Here is a 19,844-nt window from a genome sequence, read left to right on the forward strand (position 1 = left end):
TTCATGGCTAGTGAAAGCAGTTATTATGTTCCAGAACAATCAAAGCTGCCGATATTTGCCACTATAGGTTTGTTTTTAATTGCCTTTGGTGCTGCGAATTGGATCAATGGTGGTAGCTCCTATATTTTCTTTACCGGTGCGCTGGCTTTGGCAGCAGTCTTATGGTTCTGGTTTGCAGCGGTAATCAGAGAAAATATGGCTGGTCTGAACAGTGAACAGTTAAAGAGATCTTATGTCTGGGGAATGGGATGGTTTATTTTCTCCGAGGTTATGTTTTTTGCTGCATTTTTTGGGGCCCTATACTACATAAGAAACTTCTCTGTTCCTTGGCTAGCTGGAGAAGGCGATAATGGAATATCCAACATGTTGTGGGAGGGGTTTGAGAATACTTGGCCTCTCTATGTGACTCCGGATGCAGCAGCTCATGGTGATACAGCACAATTTATAGGACCTAAAGATGTTATTGATCCGTGGCATTTACCTCTTTGGAATACAATAATTCTTTTATCTTCCAGCGTTACCGTACATTTCGCCCATGTGTTTCTTAAAAAAGGTGAGCGTGGAAAATTTAATCTGTGGCTGGGAGGAACTGTTCTTCTAGGTTTCATATTTTTATATCTTCAGGCGCAAGAATACTATGAAGCCTATCAACATCTTGGACTCACTTTAGAGTCAGGCATTTATGGCACAACTTTTTTCATGTTGACGGGTTTCCATGGAGCTCATGTAACTCTGGGAACGATAATGCTGCTTATAATGTTGCTACGTTCTGTAATCGCACATCATTTCAAACCCAATGATCATTTTGGCTTTGAAGCAGCAAGCTGGTACTGGCATTTTGTAGATGTTGTCTGGGTTGGCTTATTTATTTTTGTATATGTGCTAGGTGCATAATTTATAAGTACATAGGATTCGCCTCAGGTTGAATTAACTTGAGGCGATATAAACTAATATTTATCTGTCCAGGGAGCAGTATTAGCCAAAATGCCGCTTTCGAAGCCATACCAGATGGCTAATAAAAGAAGTGCGGCAAGAGAAATCCGTATACCTAAAGCATAAAGAGTACGTTTAGACTGGGGAGCACCCATATCTCGCAGTAGAAAAAATAAAGCACTGGATAGGCTCACCAGTATCGCGAGAAAAAGAACGACTATAACGATTTTGAGCCACATATAATTATTTTCCATTATTTTATGTAGTAGCACATGACAGTAGAGATACCATCAGTTTCTTCAGATAATACCAGTGTATCATTGATTCGTAACTGGTCGATCACCCTGTTTTCTTTTGGGTTTATTCCAGTTTTTGTGTTGTTGGGATTTTGGCAGCTCGGTAGAGCTGATGATAAGAGAATCATAGATTTAGAAATCAATTCAAGATTGTCATCCCAACCAGAAAATCTACATTTAGTTACGAATTTAAAAAAATTCCTGCCTGTAAAATTAGATGGAAATTATTCTGATGAATATTTCTTATTGGATAATCGAACTCGCACTGGAAAGGTAGGGTATGAGGTTCTTCAAGTCTTTATATCTGGTGAACAGAGATGGCTAATAAATCGAGGCTGGATTCCATTTTCAGCTAGTCGGGATGTAATGCCTGAAGTTAACTACCCTAAAGATAAGATAAAAATCAATGGGTTTTTATACCCGGTTGAAAACTTAAAATCTAAAGAGACTAAAGAAAAAATAATAAATCGAAGAATACAGAATGTTAATAAAGAAATTGTTCAGAATATGACGCTCAGTAATAACAACTGGATTGTTAGGTTAAGTGCTGACTCAGAATCAGCACTCATAACGGATTGGCAATTAGTAAATAGCAGCGTGGATCGACATATCGCTTATGCGATTCAATGGTTTGCTATGGCTGCAGCTTTATTTTTTCTTTGGCTTTTTACTGCTACCAATTTTATAAAAGTAAATAAAATAAATAATTAGGGGTATGATAATGGAAGGAAGAGAAGGGTCCTCCACTCTGCAAGAAAATGGAGAAAAAAAAGCAAATTCTTCTTCAAAAAAAATACAGATATTTTCTATTGCAGCATCGGTATTTCTACCGATTGTTGCGGCTTATATAGTGTTTTATACGGGAGTAGGAATACCTGATGGAACAACTAATCAAGGTGAGTTACTTCAACCACCGATTAATTTTAATGATTTAAAAATATCTTCACTTGAAGAGGAGACACAGTTAATTGGGGGGGAACACCAAAAGTGGAGATATCTCATTATAAGTCCTTCAGACTGTGGTGAGGACTGTGAAAAACTATTATATACCAGTCGCCAAGTGCATATCCGATTGGGTGAGAAAGCCAGCCGAGTTGAGAGGCTTCTTGCAACTCATCATTCCATGACTGAAGAAAAAAAAGAAAAACTACAGTTAGAACATCCTCGTCTAAAGATTTTCAGATTGAATGACAATAGCGTAAATACGCTACATGAACTGACCGACCATAAAAAAATTGATGCTGTTAAAGCAATATTAATAGATCAGGAAGGATTCGCAATGATGATCTATGACAACCAACATAGTGGTAATCAACTATTGAAAGATATCAAACGCCTGTTGAAGTACTCCTATGAAAAATAATGGAGAGTGACATGGAATCGTCAGAAAAAAAGAAAATAAAGCAACCTATAAAAGAGCAATTTGGTTGGCGTTTGAAGTTAACATTGGCTGGATGTGTCTTAGCCATAATTGTTGTTACTTTAGGAGCATTTACTAGGCTTGTTGATGCTGGGTTGGGCTGCCCCGATTGGCCTGGTTGTTACGGCCATCTTACTTGGCCAGATAAAAATCATGAAATTCAAGCGGCTAACTATGCATTTCCAGATACGCCTGTAGATACTAGCAAAACTTGGCCTGAAATGGTGCATAGATACTTTGCAGGCATCCTGCTTTTATTAGTCGCTTCACTTGTTTACATATCCTGGCGTAATCCTAAACAACGCACTTTTAAACAGATACATTTTTTGATGGCCCTGATTACTTTGCAAGCGGCTTTCGGTATGTGGACTGTCACCTTGAAGTTATGGCCTCAGGTTGTCACTGCGCACTTACTAGGAGGAATGGCAACATTATCTATGCTGTGGTTACTCGTAGAAAGAATGAGATATGACAAATTATCAGGTCAATTTAAAAATTACCGTAAACTTCATAATTTATTACCACTTGTCGTTTTGACTGCTATAGCAGTAGTTGTTCAGATAGCCTTGGGAGGCTGGACGAGTTCAAATTATGCTGCACTTGCCTGTCCAGACTTCCCCACGTGTCATGGAGAGTGGCTTCCTAAAGCTGATTTTAAGGAAGGGTTTAATATCCTCCAACAAATTGGGCCAAATTATTTAGGTGGTGCTTTGGAAAGTGATGCACGTACGGCTATTCACTTTATTCATCGTATCGGCGCTTTAATCGTGACCGGACTAGTCCTTAGCCTTTCATTTTTTTCCTGGAAAGCTGGTGAGTATCGTTGGGCCCTTATATTGATTGCTTTGATAGGGATGCAGGTAAGTTTGGGTGTCGCAAATGTAATTATGTTTTTACCACTATCAATTGCTGTTGCTCATAATGCCGGTGCCGCATTTCTATTATTAGGTATTTTAACTTTCTGTTATCGTATTTACTCAGCTGGCTCTATTGAAGTACGAGAAAATAATTCTAAAAAAAATAGAATTATAAAAGATTCAGAATTGGCTGCCGAGTTGTAATGATCTATGTCTTATCAAGGAAGAATTAGAGAAGAAGAATATTATGGCTATACAAACTGCTAAATTGAGCTTCACTAACTGGCGTGATTATTATGAACTGACTAAACCCAGAGTAGTCATGCTGATGATTCTTACATCTCTGATTGGTATGTTGTTAGCTGTTCCAGGAATGGTTCCGTTAGAAATTTTAATATTGGGTAATTTAGGTATTGCCCTTTGTGCTGGTAGCGCTGCAGCGATTAATCATCTGGTTGATCGTTACATTGATACAAAAATGGCGCGTACTAGCAATCGCCCAGTCGCAAGAGGAAGAGTTGAGCCACGCAAGGCCATACTATTTTCTCTGTTGCTGGGTATTCTTGGAATGGCAGTGTTAATGGTATTTGTGAATGTATTAACCGCTTGGTTAACACTGATATCTCTGATTGGTTACGCTGTTATTTACACTATGTTTTTAAAGCATGCCACACCTCAGAATATTGTCATTGGCGGACTCGCTGGTGCAGCACCGCCACTACTCGGCTGGACAGCGGTAACTAATGAAATTCATCCACATGCCCTGTTACTGGTACTGATCATATTTGCCTGGACACCTCCGCACTTTTGGGCACTAGCAGTGCATAGGAAAGAGGATTACGCCAGAGCAAAAGTTCCTATGCTACCAGTTACTCACGGTGTGCCATACACAAATCTGCATATTTTACTTTATACATTTATTTTATTTGCAGTTAGCTTACTTCCTTTTGCAACTGCAATGTTAGGTTGGTTATACCTTCTTGGGGCGGTGGTGCTAGGTCTTGGGTTTATATATTGGAGTTTGGTAATGCTACGGGGTCGAGACCCCAATGCGGGAATTGAAACCTTTAAGTACTCTATTATTTATCTGATGGCTTTATTTTGCATTATGTTGTTGGATCACTATTTAATATCGGTGTAAAAAATGACTAATCTTCATAAGATGGCTGAGCCTAAATTCATACAACGCCAAAAGCGTGGTGTTCGTATAACGATTACCGTTTTACTGATGTTTATTGTGGCAGTTTTGGTTGGCTTTGTTCATAAGTTAAGTCAGCCAAGGATATTAAGTGATTCTGAGCTTCGCATAAATGGTGCCGTGAAATTACAGCGAGCAAGAATTTTAGATAATTTTCAGTTAATCGCCGATACAGGCAGTGCATTTGAAACAAAAAATATGAAAGGCCAATGGACTTTCATATTCTTTGGATTTACCCATTGTCCCGATGTTTGTCCTACAACTCTGTCGAGTCTCAATAGTTTCTATAAACTCCTTGATGAAGATATTCGTGCAGATACCGATGTTATTTTAGTTTCGGTTGATCCTGCCAGAGATAAACCACTGATCTTACATGATTATGTTCGATATTTTAATAATGATTTTCTCGGTGTTACTGGCAATTTCATAGAAATAAAGCGTTTTGCTAGTCAACTTAATGTTCCTTTTAATAAAGTTATTCTAGATAATAATGATTATACGATGGATCATGGTTCTCAAGTTGTATTAATAAATCCCCTTGGACATTACCATGCTTTCTTTAGAGCCCCACTGGATCCGGCAAAAATGAAATTAACCTATCGTTCAATTCGTGCCACTTTTAATGGTTAATTTACATATTGGAGTATTCTCATAAATTACTCTTTGACCTGTGTATACTTAGATGTAAGGAAGTAAAGTGCAGTTGAAAAGCCTTGACAAGGTTCACTCAACGGATGTTTCTAAAGTCCCTTGGGGTGCACCACTTATATTATCCTTATGTATTATTCCTTTTGGCTGGGCTGGCTTTCTTGCACCTCTTACCTGGATCGCTTTAACCACACTTGAAATATGCCGAGGATGGAGGCGTGCGGCTTTATATTTTGTTTGTATTGCGCTTATGCTGTTGGCCGGCTTTAATATCATTCCTGGTAGTGAGCGAATTCACATTTTTACTCCCTACTCAGATAGTGCAGGGAATTTGATATATGTAAGCTTCAATAGTGGTAAAGCATTAGTTGCTATTGGCTTGCTCGCTTTTATGCTTCGTCAAAAACAAACCGTACGATCTATCGATTTATTTTTTTTAATAATTACTATTGCTATTCCAATCGCTATTGGTTTGGTTTTGTATGGCCCTTCGGTAAAAATATCTAATACAATATTAATAGCAGCAGTTATCAATCTTTTAGTCGTATGTATTAGTGAGGAAGGCTTTTTTCGCTGGGTGTTACAAAGAGGATTAGAAGAATCCCTTGCTGAGTGGCGATGGCTTTCTGTTCCAATAGTCACAGTTATTTTTACCATGCTTCATGTTGAGTGGTCTGCAGATACTTCAGCAATTATTCTACTTGGTTTAGCCTCTTTTTGTTATGCAATTCTCTGGTATTTACGTAGAAATTTTTGGCTTTGTGTGATGGCTCACTGGGCGGTCAATGTATTTCATATGTTATTACTCCCTTATCCTCTTCCTACTTAAAACTGAAAAGTGATAATAATCTAACCAAGATATACGTTGAAGCGTACTGATAATGTTCAAGTTTTTACCGCAGATCTTATTCACGTTTACTATTTGATTGGGAGATTCTTATGAAAAAATGCTTGGCTTTTATTTTGATATTCTTGTCGGCTTGTGATGAGTGGAATGTTGAAAATCACCATGCACTTGCGAAAAAACTTGTACTGGAAAATATGTTAGTGGATGGTCATATAGATGTTCCATATAGGTTGTCGAAAGAAAATGTTGATGTTGGTTCCAGCGTAGAAGGTGGAGACTTTGATTATCATAGGGCCATTAAAGGTGGTTTAAACGCTCCTTTTATGTCGATCTACATACCTGCCGAAAAGGAAATTGATGGAACTGCTAAAGATTATGCAGACCAGCTGATTACTAATGTCGAGACATTGGTAGAAATGCATCCAGAAAAATTTGCGATTCCTAAATCTTTAAAAGAATTAAAAGCTCAAGTTGAGCAGGGTAAAATTTCACTGCCTCTGGGCATGGAAAATGGTGCAGGTGTCGACGGAAGCTTAGATAATTTAAGGCATTTTTATAACCGCGGGGTTCGGTATATTACCCTAACCCACTCTAAGAGTAATCATATCTCGGATTCTTCCTATGATGAGTCAAGGCCGTGGAAAGGATTGAGTGAGTTTGGTAAGGATCTAGTGAGAGGGATGAATGCACTAGGTATTATGATTGATGTGTCCCATATTTCTGATGAGGCCTTTTGGCAGGTAATGGAAATTTCATCAGTTCCTGTAATCGCCTCACATTCCTCAGCGAGACATTTCACCCCAGGTTTTGAACGCAATATGAGTGATGCAATGATAACTGCGCTTGCAAAGCAGGGAGGGTTGATTATGGTCAATTTTGGCTCAACATTTATTAGTGCTAAATCTAGAGATTCCTATAACTCAATTAGTCGGCTGACTGAAAAATATATTAAAGAAAATAACTTAGATATACATAGTCCGGAAGTTGAAAAATATACGGAAACGTTACATCAGGATATGTTTGTCTATGCCGATTTAAGTGATGTACTTGATCACTTTGATCATATTCGCGATTTAGTTGGTGTTGACCATATTGGAATAGGTTCAGATTTTGATGGTGTTGGTGACAGTTTACCTGTTGGGCTAAAAGATGTTTCAGAATATCCAAACCTTGTCTTTGGTTTACTTGAACGAGGTTATAATGAAGAAGACATCAAAAAGATCCTCGGGGGTAATCTACTGAGAATCTGGCAAAGTAATGAAGAGCATGCGACTTCACAAAGGCACTGATTTAGACATTGGCCTCAAGTTGGTGAGCTATGCTTTTAGCAATTTTATAAATTTTACTGTCGAACCTGAACACAGGTCTTTTGAAGAGATTAATTTGTATGTTTCATCGACTGAGGAAAGCGCGGCTTTTTCTTGGTTGGTTTGGTCTTTTAATTGCTATGCCATTTTTTCTTTGGGGATTGGCAGGTGTGCTAAATATTGTTCCATCAATGATTCAATATTTTGGGATCCAAGGGATAGGTATTCCCGCGATGATTACAATATCAGGATTGTTATTAGCTGCGGTAGGGTTTTGGGACTATGATTAAATTTGGCGGTTAAATCAATGTTGAAGGCATCTGATTTCTTTATTTTATTAGCTGTTCTGATCTCATTTTTTTTATCTGGGTACTTATGGTTTAACGGCTATAAGGAACAGGGTATTTTTACTGCCTTATGGGTGCCCAGTATTTTAAGTTTTGGCATCTACTTTAAAGTATCAGCTCTTCTGGCAAGAAGATAAAGGCTATGTCTGATACATTAATTTTGATAATAGGAATTGGCGTATCTACCTGTATCTTAATGGGGATAGGGCTGACTATCTATGAATTCCATAAGGCGGGTTATGAGCCAGTTGGAGATCGATCGAAGAAGAATAAGTCTATTAAATAATTTCAAAAAATCTATAAGATAAAAAGGGAAGCTAATGGCTTCCCTTTTTGTTTGCGAAAGCCCTTTGATTAGAAGCTATAAGTCATTTTTCCGTAGATAAAGCGTCCGCGAGGGTCGTGCTGAGATTGTACATAGCCATAAAGATCGCCATCTTGATTACCAATTGCGAAAGGCGGCTCTTCGTCGAAGACATTGTCGGCGCCGAGACTTAAAACCATATTTTCAAAGCCGGTATATCGAGCCTGTATACCTAAAGTGAGGAATGAATCCACTGTGCGATAAGCATTATCACCATAATCAAGGTTTCCATAGATATTTGGGGTATCCTCAAATTCACCGATATAGCTGAGCAAGGCACTTATACCGAAGGTATCAAAGTTCCAATCAGCTGTGGCATTCCAACGGTGCTGTGGGTACTCGTATTTCCCTGCTAAATCATGGGTCATAAGTGCATCACCGTTTAAGTTGAGCTCCACACGCTCAAACTCAGTTAAATAGGAGTAGTCCAAACGTAGGTTTAACTCTCCACCGGCTAGTTCCAACCCACTGTATACAGCGCTAAGGTCGACTCCAGATACGTCTTGTTCGCCAATATTGGTATAGCTACTAAGCAGGGATTGCAGCTGTCCTAAAGATTGGCCTGCAAGTGGTTCATTGCGTCGGCAGACGGTGCTGTCTTGATCGTTACAATGAAGACTATAGATGCCGGTATATGGAATGTCATCGATCTTTCCTTCCTGGGTGATATTCCAGTAGTCCAGGGAAAGACGCAGGTTCTCAATAGGCTCGTAAACGGCACCTATGTTGAAGGACTCAGACTCCTCTGCCTCTAAATCCGGGTTTTGAGAGTAAATAATTGTGTAATCGAGCTTAGTGCAATCTTTAATATCTATGCCATTGGCTTCACAGCCATAATAGTCTGTCAAAAATTTTGATTCTTGTGAGTCACCAAGACCTATCTGCGCAAGAGATGGCGCACGAAAACCGGTGCCCCAGGAGGCGCGTAAGGATAGTTGCTCAGTGGCAGTCCACAACAGCTTGGCCATGGGATTAGTGGTGCTGCCAAAGTCGCTGTAATCGTCGTAGCGGGCCGCCAATGTGAGGTCGAATTTAGCGGGAAGAGGGATGGCTACTTCGACATAAGCCGAAGAGATATCACGGCTGGCGCTGGCTGATACAGACTCAGTACCAAAAATGAGGCCACGCTGGAATTGATCGTCGGGAATATCGGAGGCTTTTTCCTCACGGTATTCCAAGCCAGCAGCCATAGCAATGGTGCCATTGGAGGTATCAAATAAATCACCATTGATTGAGAAATTGTAGCTTGTTAGATCAGACTTACCCTGGCGGACCAGATTGGTGGTGATGGCATCAATTACAGAGTCCGGATTTTGTACGCCGCCAAAGGGATTGTAATTCCCGGCATTAATCTGTTCTTGCAATAGGTCGGTGCGTACCCAACCTTGGGATTTATTCCCGGTTTGTTCTGATTCGCTCCGTGAGCGTTGAATGGATGTCTCCCAATCCCAATCGGCGATAGAACCTCGTAGGCCGAAAACGCCACGCAAGTTGTCGGTTTCTATATCCCATTGGCGTGCCCCAGCATCTACAGTGCGGTAAAAGGCGATATCGACATCTTCGCCAAAGGGGTTATTGGGGTGGTCGGCCAGTACATAAAGCCCTGCATCAGCATCTAGGGGGGTTGGGGCACCCTGGGCTACAGAAGTATTATGTTGCACAGCGATTTCACTGAAAAACTCTATGTCCTCATTTAACTGCTTATGACCAAGCATAATTAACCCGGTACGTTCCGCTTCGGGAGTAAGTAGTGTCCAAGGGCCGTAATCGTAAACACATACATTGCCATTATCGGTTACTTTTATGCGATCCTCTGGACAGTTAGGATCTTCAATTGTTTTAGTGGCCCCTGGCAGGATGAAACTTCCCGGATAACCACGACCTGAACGAAGGTCCAGGCCGCCATTACCGGACTGGTTGGCCGTACCCAAGCCGCTACGTTCGGTGCTTGCTAGGCGGCTATTTTTATGATGATCAAAAATAACGGTGAAATTGGAGTTTTCCCCATTGATGCCCCAAACAGCCGAGAAAGACTGCTCGTCATAGCCATCTGCACTGCCGTAGTCCATAGAAACTTCAGTACCTTCGAAATCTTTGCGTAGCACTAGATTGACTACACCGGCTACCGCATCAGAGCCGTAAATGGCGGAGGCACCATCCTTCAAGACTTCCACACGCTCAACAGCGGCCAACGGAACACTGTTGATATCGACGAAGTTGGTGGTTATCCCTTCGGCAAAGGCACTGATAGCGACACGGCGGCCATTAACTAGCACCAGAGTTGCATCAGCTCCCATACCGCGCAAACTCACCGCAGCAGCACCGTTAGCGGTGGAATCCTGGTTGTTGCCGCGGGTGGAGAATGTGCCATTACCCGCAGCGGGGTTTTTCTCAAACAGCTGCTGTAGGTTGGTATAACCGGATTTCTCGATGCTTTCGCGGTCCATTACCTGGATCGGAGTAGCATTTTCAAATTCAGAGTTGCGGCTGATGCGGGAGCCGACAACGGTAACCTCTTCAATAGCGCCTTCCTCGGCGGCGAAGAGAGCCTGTGGGGTTGTTGAAGCGGCCGCGGCCAAAATGGCAGAGGCCAACACATTGCGACGGAGAGTGAATTTTTCCATGTTTATTGCTCAACTTTTTTATTGTCATAGTCCATGACTGGCCCAAATTGGCTGGTCGTCGAGCAACACTAGCAATGGCGGAAAACTGAAACAATTAGCTCAGAGCTGGGCAAAGACCCTGTGGATAAATGGGTGAAGTGGGTCGCTTTTTCCGGATGAAATAAACGCCAAAGCTGCTAAAGGCAGTGTATTAGAAGCTGTGGCAGAGCTTAAAGACAGTAAAAAGGAGCGCTAGTAATTTTGAAGCGGACGTAGTTGGCTACAGAGAAAAAACACAGCCGCTGCCAGGACAATAGAGGGCCCGGCTGGGGTGTCCCATAAAATAGAGGCGAGCAAGCCGAGCACTACGGCGAGGCAGCCGATCAGGGATGCCAGCAGCGCCATTTGCTCTGGAGTGCGGGAGAGCCTGCGTGCTGCAGCAGCGGGAATAATCAGCAAGGCGGTGATCAGCAACACACCAACCACTTTCATGGCAATGGCAATTAGCAGGGCTAGCATCAGCATTAGCGCCATGCGTATTCTCTCTACCGGTACACCTTCCACCGAGGCCAGCTCCTCGTGCAGAGTGAAGGCTAATAATTTTTCCCATAGCCAATAAAGCAGAGTGAGGATGCCCACGGCAGTAACAGACATCAGCACCAGATCTTGGCTGCCTACGGCGAGTAAGTCGCCGAGTAACAGGGAGAGTAGGTCCACCTTAATTTCGAACAGGCTGACAGTCACGATTCCGAGAGCGAGCATCGAGTGGGAGAGAATCCCCAATAGAGTATCCACGGCTAACTTCTGCCTGCGCTGCAGGTACACCAGTAGAATTGCCAGCAAACAGCAGGTTGCGCCAACGGCGAGAGTGGGCATGATGTGTAGTACAAAGCCGAGGGTGACACCGAGCAAGGCTGAGTGAGCCAGCGTGTCACCGAAGTAAGCCATGCGCCGCCAGACGGCAAAACAGCCCAGTGGGCCGCTAACTAATGCGACTAGCAGACCGGCACCCAGGGCGTACCAGAGAAATTGGCTGTGCAGTAATTCTCCAAATTCGACCACTTATTGTTGCTCTCTATTTTTGCCGTTCGACTTTGTACCAGAGTGGTTGCACTCTCCGGCAATATCGCCACTCAGTTTGTGCTGATGGTTATGCTGGTGGGTATAGGGAGCCACGGTATCGCCAAAGAGCGCCAGGTAGGCGGGATCTTTGCTCACCTGTTCCGGGTGTCCGTGACAGCAGATGTGTTGATTGAGACACAGCACCCTGTCGGTGGCGGCCATCACCAGATGTAAATCGTGCGACACCAGCAGCACTCCGCAGCCCAGCTCATCGCGAAGGGTGGCTATCAATTGATATAGCTCACTCTGCCCACCAACATCGACGCCCTGGGTGGGCTCATCCAGTACCAGTAATTGCGGTTTGCGGGAGGCGGCGCGAGCGAGTAGTACTCTCTGCATCTCCCCGCCAGAGAGGTTTGCCAGGCTGGCTTGTAACAGCTGCCCGGCACCCACTCTATCCAGTGCAGCCTGTGCTTGAGTAGTCTTTATTCCCGGCTGGCCCATTTGTAGGAAGCGCTGCACGGACATGGGCATCGAGTTGTCTATGTGTAAGCGCTGGGGCATATAACCGATTCGCAAGCCCGGTTGGCGCCAGACGGTGCCACTTGTAGGCTTGGTCAGCCCCAGTAATAGTCGCAGCAGGGTGGTCTTGCCGGCGCCATTGGGGCCGATCAGGGTGACAATCTCCCTCTGAATCAACTCCACGGAGATATCCCGGAGTAATTGCCGGCCGGCGAGTTGTAGCGCGACACGGTCGGCGGTAATTAGCGGCGGGGAAGGGTTCAGGACAAAATCTCCGGGACGGGCGTGAAAAACCGTATGTTTGTGGCCTCCAAGCGAGGACTCAAAAGGAGAGTCTGTCACCAGTCGGGCTGGCGGCACGAAGCCGGTTGTGATTATATCTCAGTTTTGCGTCGCCAAATGTCTCTCATGTCTCCCTCTTCGCGTGTTTTCTACTTTTCCGCCCTGATGTTGTTCTGCCTCAGCCTGCTGGCCTGTGGTAAATCGCAGCCCATTGAGCGCACAGAGCTGGTGGTGAGCGTGCGCCCTCTGGCACTGATCGCACGGGAAATTGCCGGTGATAACCTGCCGGTGAAAATATTAATCCAGGGGGCCGACCCCCACCATTACGCCCCCAGTGTTGCGGAGCGGGCACGTCTGGAGCGCGCCTTATTAATGATTTGGTTGGGGCCGCAGATGGAGGGGCTGCTGGCCGGGCAGGTGAATTCGCTACCCGAAGAAAGGCAATTGCAGTTATTGGGCGCAACTGAATTTGAGTACCAGGGGGCCAATGCAGCCGATCCCCACCTGTGGCTGCGTCCGCGCAATGCGGCATTGGCTGGGGCCCTGATCGCTGAGCGCCTGGCACAATTGCAGCCGCAACAGGCTGAGCTGTATCGCAGTCGCGCCCGCGACTTTTCCCAATCTATGGCCAGCCTTCAGAAAGTGCTGGACCGGGCCCTGTGGGCCTACCGCGATGTACCCATAGTGGTGACCCATGATGCTTATGGACATTTCTTTGGCTCCGCTGGGGTGAATACCCGTGCTCTAAGTAATGGCAGCGGTGGCGGTCGCGGTGCACGCGCCATGTTAGGCCTCAGTGGGATGGGGCGAGGTTGCCTGTTTGGAGAAGTCCCAGAAAATACTCGGGACCGGCAAGTGGCAGAGCATTTGGGGTTGGAATATGTCGCTCTGGACCCCCTCGGCGAACAGCTGGGGCCCGATGCCAGCTATCGCGACTTGATCGAGTCACTGTTGGTACAGGCGCGCAGCTGTCTTAGTGAGATACCCGACAGCGGTGTAGATGAAGCAGAGGAGTAAACTGGGCCCCAGGTAATGTGATGTCGACTTGGGAAAAAAAGATGGCCCGACAGTAGAGACGCGGGCCATACCTTGTAACCATACCTTATTAGAGCCGCTTAACCGGCATTACCGGATTTATTTTTGAATTGCAGAAGTTTTTCTGCGCGCGCTGAATCTCGCTCGGCCTTGCGCTGCATCTTTTCCAGTTGACGCATCTGGCGTTGAAATAACGCTTCACTCTGTTCCCTGGTGGCTTCTTCCAGCATCAGCTCGTGACTTGGTATCTGTGGATAATCTGCTGTAGCGGAGACCGTTTGATGGGACTTTTCCGTTTGGCAGGCAGATACCGCGGCTACTGGCGTTGCTAGAAATGAGGCGGTAAATAGCAGTGCGGCGTACATCACTCCTCTCATAATAAGAATCCTTCCTGTACATCTGTGGGTAACTTTTTTGCGGAAATAAAAGGCCCCGTGCCGCCTGTGGGCGGCCATTGGCATTTGTTTCCGGGGAGTTGGCGATTAATAAAAGTCGCTACCGGCAAGACTAGACAAGCCTGAGCATTTGGTGAGATTGCTGCGTCGATTGTTAGTAACCCAGCGTCGAGATGAGTTGGCTTTACCGCAGGGGCTGTGGTGGCGGTAAATGTTCTGCCTGGTGCTAGCGAGCGGAAAAACTGTGCAAAGGGGGGTATCCTATCGGCCAATCCAGCGCCGCGAGCGCCCGACAGGACAAATAACAGAATCCCGAGATTTATGAGTAAACAAAGCACCCCTGCCGCCCCGCTGATCCTGGTGGATGGCTCCTCCTATCTGTACCGCGCCTTTCACGCTCTTCCGCCGTTGACCACCAGCCAGGGCAAACCCACCGGCGCCGTGCGTGGTGTGATCAGCATGCTGCGCCGCCACTTGAAGGAGCATCCGCAAAGCCCAGTGGTAGTGGTGTTTGATGCGAAGGGAAAAACCTTCCGCGATGAGATGTTTGCCGAATACAAGTCCCATCGCCCTCCCATGCCGGACGACCTGCGCGAGCAAATTCAGCCGATCCACGACATTATCGATGCCATGGGGCTACCGCGCCTGGTGGTAGATGGGGTCGAGGCGGACGATGTGATCGGCACCCTGGCCCTGGAAGCCCAGCGTAAGGGCCAGGAAGTGATTATCTCCACCGGTGATAAAGACATGGCGCAATTGGTGCGCCCCGGCGTCACACTGGTCAATACCATGTCCAACACGGAGATGGATAGCGAAGGGGTTGTGAAGAAGTTTGGCGTTGGGCCGGAGTTGATTATCGACTTCCTCGCCTTGATGGGGGATAAATCCGACAATATTCCCGGTGTCCCCGGAGTAGGGGAAAAGACGGCGCTGGCGTTGCTGCAAAATCTCGGCAGCCTCGAAAATATCTACGCAGACCTGGACGCCATTGCACCGTTGGGATTCCGCGGCGCCAAGACTCTGGGCAAGAAAATGGCCGAACACCGCGAGGCGGCAGAACTCTCCTACAAACTGGCCACCATCAAGACCGATGTGGAGATGCCTTATCACCCACAGGATCTGCATAATGCGGATCCCAATACCGATGCCTTGATAGAGCTGTTCACCCAAAATGAATTTCGCGGCTGGCTGGAAGAGCTGACCAGTGAAGAGTCTGAAGAGGCCATGGCTGAGGCGGTTGAGCGGGATTATGTCATCGTCACCGAGATGACTGAATTCGACGCCTGGCTTGAACAGCTCAAGGCATCTGAGATCTTTGCTTTCGATACCGAGACCACCAGCCTTAACTATATGCAGGCAAAACTGGTGGGGGTGTCTTTTGCGGTAGAGCCCTACCGTGCCGCTTATGTGCCCTTGGCCCACGATTATATGGGCGCACCCGAACAGCTCCCCTTCGATGAGGTACTCGCCAAGCTGAAACCACTGTTGGAAGATGAAAAGCAGAAAAAGGTGGGGCAAAACCTCAAATACGACAGTCATATCCTGGCCAACTACGGCATCGAGCTGCGTGGTATCGCGCGGGATACGATGTTGGAGTCCTATGTACTGGACAGCACCGGCAGCCGCCACGATATGGACAGCCTGGCACTAAAATACCTGGGCGAGCACACGGTACATTTCGAGGATATCGCTGGTAAAGGTGCCAAACAGCTTACCTTCAATCAGATCGAGCTGGATAAAGCCGGTCCCTATGCTGCTGAAGATGCGGATATCACTTTGCGTCTGCACAATGAGTTGAGCGCACGCCTACAGAGGGAGCCGACGCTGCAAAAGGTACTCGATGAAATCGAGATGCCACTGCTACCGGTGCTCGCACTTATGGAGCGCAACGGCGCCTATATCGATGCGAAAATGCTCGCCGAGCAGAGTGCCGAACTCGAGCAGAAGATGCGTGCGTTGGAGCAAAAGGCTTACGAGGTGGCCGGTGAGGAATTCAACCTGGGTTCCACCAAGCAGCTGGGAGTCATTCTGTTTGAGAAATTGCAGATCCCGGTGATCAAGAAAACCCCCAAGGGGGCGCCATCCACTGCCGAAGCGGTACTGCAGGAACTGGCCCACAATCACGAGCTGCCAGCGTTGATCATGCAGTATCGCGGTCTGGCCAAATTGAAGAATACCTATACCGACAAGCTGCCGAAAATGATCGACCCCAGCAGCGGGCGGGTGCATACCTCTTACCACCAGGCGGTGGCGGCCACCGGTCGGCTGTCCTCCAGTGACCCCAACTTACAGAACATTCCCATCCGCACTGAGGAAGGGCGTCGTATCCGCCGTGCCTTTACTGCGGACCCGCGCATTAATGGCGGTAGTGAAATTATTGCAGCGGACTATTCACAAATTGAGCTGCGCATCATGGCGCACCTGTCTGGGGACAAGGGTTTAGTGGATGCCTTCGCCCACGGAGCCGACATTCACCGCGCCACTGCTGCAGAGGTCTTTGAAGTGGCGCTGGATGCTGTCAGTGATGAACAGCGCCGCCGTGCCAAAGCCATCAACTTTGGCCTGATCTACGGTATGTCAGCATTTGGCTTGGCCAAGCAATTGGATATCCCACGCGCCGATGCGCAGACTTATATCGACCGCTATTTCGAACGCTATCCCGGTGTGTTGCGTTATATGGAGGATACCCGCAAGCAGGCGGCGGAAAAGGGCTACGTAGAGACCCTATTTGGTCGCCGCTTGTATCTGCCGGAGATCAACTCGCGCAACGGCATGCAACGCCAGGCGGCCGAGCGTACCGCGATCAACGCGCCAATGCAGGGCACCGCCGCAGATATTATCAAGCGCGCCATGATAGCCGTGGATGCCTGGCTGAAAGAGCAGCAGCTGTCGACAAAACTGATTATGCAGGTACACGATGAACTGGTACTCGAAGTGCCTAAGGATGAGGTTGAGACGGTGGCCAGTGGTGTACAGGAGATTATGCAGGGCGCTGCCCAATTGCATGTGCCTTTGATTGTGGATCTCGGGCGCGGCAAGAGCTGGGATGAAGCGCATTGAGTTTCTCAATTTAAGCGACTGGTTCATCCATTAAGTAAAAGAGCCAGTTCAATGAGATACGCCGGTACAAGATGGCTTAATAGGCGTCTTTTTGATGAAAAAAGTGCCAATAAGTGTGTTTTAGTCGGCGTTTTTGCATTCTTTGCGCGAAATCGTGGAACTGTTCCGGCGACATCCCCTCTAAAAAGGCAAGATCGTTGGAATGCGTCATCATCCCCCAAGGAAGTCAGATGTTTGCCCCGGAACTCCCCCAAGTCCGGGGCATTTTTTTTACCTTCAAATTAAACCCTTCTACAGCTCTCGCTTTTTCATGGATTAAGCGACACAAGTAATTCCCGCAGGCCCGCTGGCGTTCATCTGGTCTAGTCTGAGCACTACAAAGATTTCATTCGTTTGCCATAACGTCTGGGCGGCTAGGATTATTAACTGCCCCTGTCCCCTGGTTACCGAGAGGGCCATCAATGCAGAACAAAACTATAGCGTTGGCAGCGGAGCACAAAACTCTCCAGGCTTCTCTCACGCTGCCCCAGGAGGCGCGTGCGCTGGTGATCTTTGCCCATGGCAGCGGTAGTAACCGCAACAGTCCGCGCAATATCGCCGTGGCTCGACGTCTGAACGATGATGGATTTGCCACACTTTTATTTGATCTGCTCAGCAAAGAGGAAACCCGTGCAGATGAGGCCACCAGCGAATACCGCTTTGATATCGACCTGAGTGCCCGGCGTCTGGTGGAAGTGATCGATTGGGCCGCACATGGGGAAACTACCCAAACTCTGCACATCGGACTATTTGGCGCCAGCACTGGGGCTGCGGCAGCTTTGATTGCCGCCGCCGAGCGTCCGTCCCTGGTGGGTGCGGTGGTTTCACGGGGCGGCAGACCGGACCTGGCCGGTTCCGATCTACCCCTGGTTAAGGCGCCAACGCTGTTGTTGGTAGGCGGTGATGACAAGCAGGTGCTGGAATTAAATAAAGAGGCCCTAAATCATATGGTCAATGAGCCCCGCTTGCACTTGATACCCCACGCCGGTCATTTATTTGAGGAACCCGGTGCCATGGATGAAGTAGTTCGCATGACCGAGCGCTGGTTTCGTGCGAGTTTACTATGAGTAGACTGAAACTATTTAGCCTGGATGCCGGCGCCGATTTTGCTGGTCGTGTGGCTGCAGCCTTGGGTGAACCACTAGCTCGCCACGAAGAGCGATGCTTTGCCGATGGTGAGCATAAAGTGCGTCCATTGGATGATGTCGAGGGGGCGGATGTCTTCCTGGTGCAATCCCTATACAGGGACCATTGCAGTAGTGTCGATGAAAAACTGCTGCGTTGTTTGTTCTTCATTGGCGCCCTGCGCGATGCAGGGGCGGCACGCATTACCGCAGTAATGCCCTACCTTTGCTACGGACGCAAAGACCGGCGCACCAAATTACACGATCCACTACCGACTCGCTATCTGGCCAGCTTGTTTGAGGCCGTGGGGACTCAGGTGGTCGTGACTCTCGATGCCCATAACCTGGCTGCGTTCGAGAATGCTTTTCGCTGCCGCACCTTACATTTGCTGTCGGAATCGTTGTTACTGGAATTTGCGCTGAGTCAGCTGTTGGCGGAACCGCGCCCACTGTCGGTATTATCGCCAGATGAGGGCGGTATAAAGCGTGCGGAGGCCTTGCGCGAGGCGCTGAGCGAGCGTCTGGGGCGCCCAGTAGGTTGCGCTTTCGTTGAGAAGTATCGCAGTGGAGAAAAAATCAGCGGGGGCACCTTGGTGGGTGAAGTACAGGGGGCGGTCGTGTTGGTTGTGGATGATCTTATCGCCAGTGGTGCAACGCTCTGCCGGGCGGTGGAAGCTGCCCATGGAGGCGGGGCGCAGCGTATCCTGGCACTGGCCAGCCACGGCCAATTTAGTGGCGATGCTTTCTCAAACTTGTCACAACTACCCCTGGAGGCGGTGGCAGTGACCAACTCTTTACCCCAGTTAAATTTGCCACAGAGTTTCCATCTACTTGACTGCGCCCCATTGATGGCGGAAGCGATTCGGCGCCTGCATGATTGTGGTCCGGTGAGTGAGCTTACACTTTAATTTTTTCAGCAAATTAGTCTTATCGACAAAGTAACTCTCAGCTTCACACCTGTCTTACGCAATGTTGGCGCATAAATACTCCTTTGAAATCCGTTCCATCCCTATCACGCGTTATTTTTTCCGCCCCTGAGCCGCATTTACATTTATTTACTTAAGCAATGGGAACAAACGGGGCAAATGTCCTATCGAATAAAACAGATCATTGTTGCTCCCTAACCCCAAAGCGTTCAGCTTTTTAACCCCGGAATTCCCCAAACCCGGGGTTTTTTTTGTCTGCGCGTAGGAGGATTTGTTTTCCGCCTCTCTGGACCTTTCTCATTAGCTGCTGATTTATTGGTGTCTTTGGAACCTATTTCCGGAAATTAGTGATTAAAGGGCATAGTATTCGCGCACCTCTGATCGTGGTGTTTACTGGCTGGGAAACGAATCTGAGCCAGCCTAACCTTTCAATATGTAAGGTGTTTGCATATGTAGAGGAACCCTCAGACGTACCCGTCCCCCTGGGTGCGTCTGGCAAGTGCCCCACCCCAAGGGCACTGACCCCTAGCCGGCAGCCCCCATCTGCCGGCTTTTTTTATGCTTTGTTCTCAATACCTC

Annotated in this window: 18 protein-coding genes; 13 read left to right on the forward strand and 5 right to left on the reverse strand. The window is 47.1% G+C overall.

Going from position 1 to position 19,844, the window contains the following annotated elements; translation table 11 throughout:
• Positions 1 to 3: 3 nt before the first annotated feature.
• Positions 4 to 894: a cytochrome c oxidase subunit 3 gene (locus MJO52_RS00225; protein ID WP_252084005.1), complete on the forward strand. Its 891-nt coding sequence runs from the start codon at positions 4 to 6 to the stop codon at positions 892 to 894.
• Between the two features lie 53 nt (positions 895 to 947).
• On the opposite strand, the gene MJO52_RS00230 is transcribed toward MJO52_RS00225, so the two are convergent.
• Complete coding sequence (locus MJO52_RS00230; protein ID WP_252086046.1) at positions 948 to 1,172, reverse strand: DUF2909 domain-containing protein; 225 nt, start codon at positions 1,170 to 1,172, stop codon at positions 948 to 950.
• Positions 1,173 to 1,205: 33 nt separating this feature from the next.
• Between MJO52_RS00230 and MJO52_RS00235 the strand changes: the two genes are divergently transcribed.
• The 8 genes from MJO52_RS00235 to MJO52_RS00270 all read left to right on the forward strand — a co-directional run bounded on the left by MJO52_RS00235 (position 1,206) and on the right by MJO52_RS00270 (position 7,796).
• Positions 1,206 to 1,940, forward strand: a complete 735-nt coding sequence (locus tag MJO52_RS00235; RefSeq protein WP_252084006.1) for an SURF1 family protein — start codon at positions 1,206 to 1,208, stop codon at positions 1,938 to 1,940.
• 10 nt (positions 1,941 to 1,950) lie between these two features.
• Entirely contained in the window at positions 1,951 to 2,592 is a 642-nt protein-coding gene (locus MJO52_RS00240) for a hypothetical protein (RefSeq protein ID WP_252084007.1), read from the forward strand.
• An 11-nt stretch (positions 2,593 to 2,603) separates the two neighbouring features.
• Complete coding sequence (locus MJO52_RS00245; RefSeq protein WP_252084008.1) at positions 2,604 to 3,710, forward strand: COX15/CtaA family protein; 1,107 nt, start codon at positions 2,604 to 2,606, stop codon at positions 3,708 to 3,710.
• Between the two features lie 43 nt (positions 3,711 to 3,753).
• The gene (gene cyoE / locus MJO52_RS00250; protein WP_252084009.1) at positions 3,754 to 4,647 is read left to right on the forward strand and encodes a heme o synthase; all 894 of its coding nucleotides are present in this window, start codon (positions 3,754 to 3,756) and stop codon (positions 4,645 to 4,647) included.
• Between the two features lie 3 nt (positions 4,648 to 4,650).
• Entirely contained in the window at positions 4,651 to 5,334 is a 684-nt protein-coding gene (locus MJO52_RS00255) for an SCO family protein (protein WP_252084010.1), read from the forward strand.
• 67 nt (positions 5,335 to 5,401) lie between these two features.
• Positions 5,402 to 6,181, forward strand: coding sequence for a CPBP family intramembrane glutamic endopeptidase (locus tag MJO52_RS00260; RefSeq protein WP_252084011.1), 780 nt, complete (start codon positions 5,402 to 5,404; stop codon positions 6,179 to 6,181).
• 110 nt (positions 6,182 to 6,291) lie between these two features.
• The gene (locus MJO52_RS00265) at positions 6,292 to 7,488 is read left to right on the forward strand and encodes a dipeptidase (protein ID WP_252084012.1); all 1,197 of its coding nucleotides are present in this window, start codon (positions 6,292 to 6,294) and stop codon (positions 7,486 to 7,488) included.
• 98 nt (positions 7,489 to 7,586) lie between these two features.
• The gene (locus MJO52_RS00270) at positions 7,587 to 7,796 is read left to right on the forward strand and encodes a hypothetical protein (RefSeq protein ID WP_252084013.1); all 210 of its coding nucleotides are present in this window, start codon (positions 7,587 to 7,589) and stop codon (positions 7,794 to 7,796) included.
• Between the two features lie 411 nt (positions 7,797 to 8,207).
• On the opposite strand, the gene MJO52_RS00275 is transcribed toward MJO52_RS00270, so the two are convergent.
• The 3 genes from MJO52_RS00275 to znuC form a co-directional block, all read right to left on the reverse strand.
• Positions 8,208 to 10,841: a TonB-dependent receptor gene (locus tag MJO52_RS00275; RefSeq protein WP_252084014.1), complete on the reverse strand. Its 2,634-nt coding sequence runs from the start codon at positions 10,839 to 10,841 to the stop codon at positions 8,208 to 8,210.
• 231 nt (positions 10,842 to 11,072) lie between these two features.
• Entirely contained in the window at positions 11,073 to 11,882 is an 810-nt protein-coding gene (znuB, locus tag MJO52_RS00280; protein ID WP_252084015.1) for a zinc ABC transporter permease subunit ZnuB, read from the reverse strand.
• Positions 11,883 to 12,668: a zinc ABC transporter ATP-binding protein ZnuC gene (gene znuC / locus MJO52_RS00285; protein WP_252086047.1), complete on the reverse strand. Its 786-nt coding sequence runs from the start codon at positions 12,666 to 12,668 to the stop codon at positions 11,883 to 11,885.
• Between the two features lie 135 nt (positions 12,669 to 12,803).
• Here znuC and MJO52_RS00290 point away from each other — a divergent pair, with 135 nt between their 5' ends.
• Entirely contained in the window at positions 12,804 to 13,703 is a 900-nt protein-coding gene (locus MJO52_RS00290; protein WP_252084016.1) for a metal ABC transporter substrate-binding protein, read from the forward strand.
• 98 nt (positions 13,704 to 13,801) lie between these two features.
• Here the strand turns inward: MJO52_RS00290 and MJO52_RS00295 are convergent, their stop codons facing one another.
• Entirely contained in the window at positions 13,802 to 14,098 is a 297-nt protein-coding gene (locus tag MJO52_RS00295; protein ID WP_252084017.1) for a hypothetical protein, read from the reverse strand.
• A gap of 339 nt (positions 14,099 to 14,437) precedes the next feature.
• Between MJO52_RS00295 and polA the strand changes: the two genes are divergently transcribed.
• The 3 genes from polA (at position 14,438) to MJO52_RS00310 (ending at position 19,247) form a co-directional block, all read left to right on the forward strand.
• Complete coding sequence (polA, locus tag MJO52_RS00300) at positions 14,438 to 17,176, forward strand: DNA polymerase I (RefSeq protein WP_252084018.1); 2,739 nt, start codon at positions 14,438 to 14,440, stop codon at positions 17,174 to 17,176.
• Positions 17,177 to 17,637: 461 nt separating this feature from the next.
• Positions 17,638 to 18,282 (forward strand): dienelactone hydrolase family protein, encoded by a 645-nt coding sequence (locus tag MJO52_RS00305; RefSeq protein WP_252084019.1) that lies wholly within the window; start codon positions 17,638 to 17,640, stop codon positions 18,280 to 18,282.
• Positions 18,279 to 19,247 carry a ribose-phosphate diphosphokinase gene (locus MJO52_RS00310; RefSeq protein WP_252084020.1) on the forward strand — a complete coding sequence of 323 codons (969 nt, stop codon included), beginning with the start codon at positions 18,279 to 18,281 and terminating at the stop codon, positions 19,245 to 19,247. Before MJO52_RS00305 ends, MJO52_RS00310 begins: the two co-directional genes overlap by 4 nt.
• The last annotated feature ends 597 nt before the right edge of the window (positions 19,248 to 19,844 follow it).

Source organism: Microbulbifer variabilis (assembly GCF_023716485.1).
GTDB lineage: Bacteria > Pseudomonadota > Gammaproteobacteria > Pseudomonadales > Cellvibrionaceae > Microbulbifer > Microbulbifer variabilis_B.

Bases quoted from the DNA above. Each gene is read 5' to 3' on its own strand.
- MJO52_RS00225 (WP_252084005.1), top strand. From the start codon at position 4: ATGGCTAGTGAAAGCAGTTATTATGTTCCAGAACAATCAAAGCTGCCG.
- MJO52_RS00230 (WP_252086046.1), bottom strand. From the start codon at position 1,172: ATGTGGCTCAAAATCGTTATAGTCGTTCTTTTTCTCGCGATACTGGTG.
- MJO52_RS00235 (WP_252084006.1), top strand. From the start codon at position 1,206: ATGACAGTAGAGATACCATCAGTTTCTTCAGATAATACCAGTGTATCA.
- MJO52_RS00240 (WP_252084007.1), top strand. From the start codon at position 1,951: ATGGAAGGAAGAGAAGGGTCCTCCACTCTGCAAGAAAATGGAGAAAAA.
- MJO52_RS00245 (WP_252084008.1), top strand. From the start codon at position 2,604: ATGGAATCGTCAGAAAAAAAGAAAATAAAGCAACCTATAAAAGAGCAA.
- cyoE (WP_252084009.1), top strand. From the start codon at position 3,754: ATGGCTATACAAACTGCTAAATTGAGCTTCACTAACTGGCGTGATTAT.
- MJO52_RS00255 (WP_252084010.1), top strand. From the start codon at position 4,651: ATGACTAATCTTCATAAGATGGCTGAGCCTAAATTCATACAACGCCAA.
- MJO52_RS00265 (WP_252084012.1), top strand. From the start codon at position 6,292: ATGAAAAAATGCTTGGCTTTTATTTTGATATTCTTGTCGGCTTGTGAT.
- MJO52_RS00270 (WP_252084013.1), top strand. From the start codon at position 7,587: ATGTTTCATCGACTGAGGAAAGCGCGGCTTTTTCTTGGTTGGTTTGGT.
- MJO52_RS00275 (WP_252084014.1), bottom strand. From the start codon at position 10,841: ATGGAAAAATTCACTCTCCGTCGCAATGTGTTGGCCTCTGCCATTTTG.
- MJO52_RS00290 (WP_252084016.1), top strand. From the start codon at position 12,804: ATGTCTCTCATGTCTCCCTCTTCGCGTGTTTTCTACTTTTCCGCCCTG.
- MJO52_RS00295 (WP_252084017.1), bottom strand. From the start codon at position 14,098: ATGAGAGGAGTGATGTACGCCGCACTGCTATTTACCGCCTCATTTCTA.
- polA (WP_252084018.1), top strand. From the start codon at position 14,438: ATGAGTAAACAAAGCACCCCTGCCGCCCCGCTGATCCTGGTGGATGGC.
- MJO52_RS00305 (WP_252084019.1), top strand. From the start codon at position 17,638: ATGCAGAACAAAACTATAGCGTTGGCAGCGGAGCACAAAACTCTCCAG.
- MJO52_RS00310 (WP_252084020.1), top strand. From the start codon at position 18,279: ATGAGTAGACTGAAACTATTTAGCCTGGATGCCGGCGCCGATTTTGCT.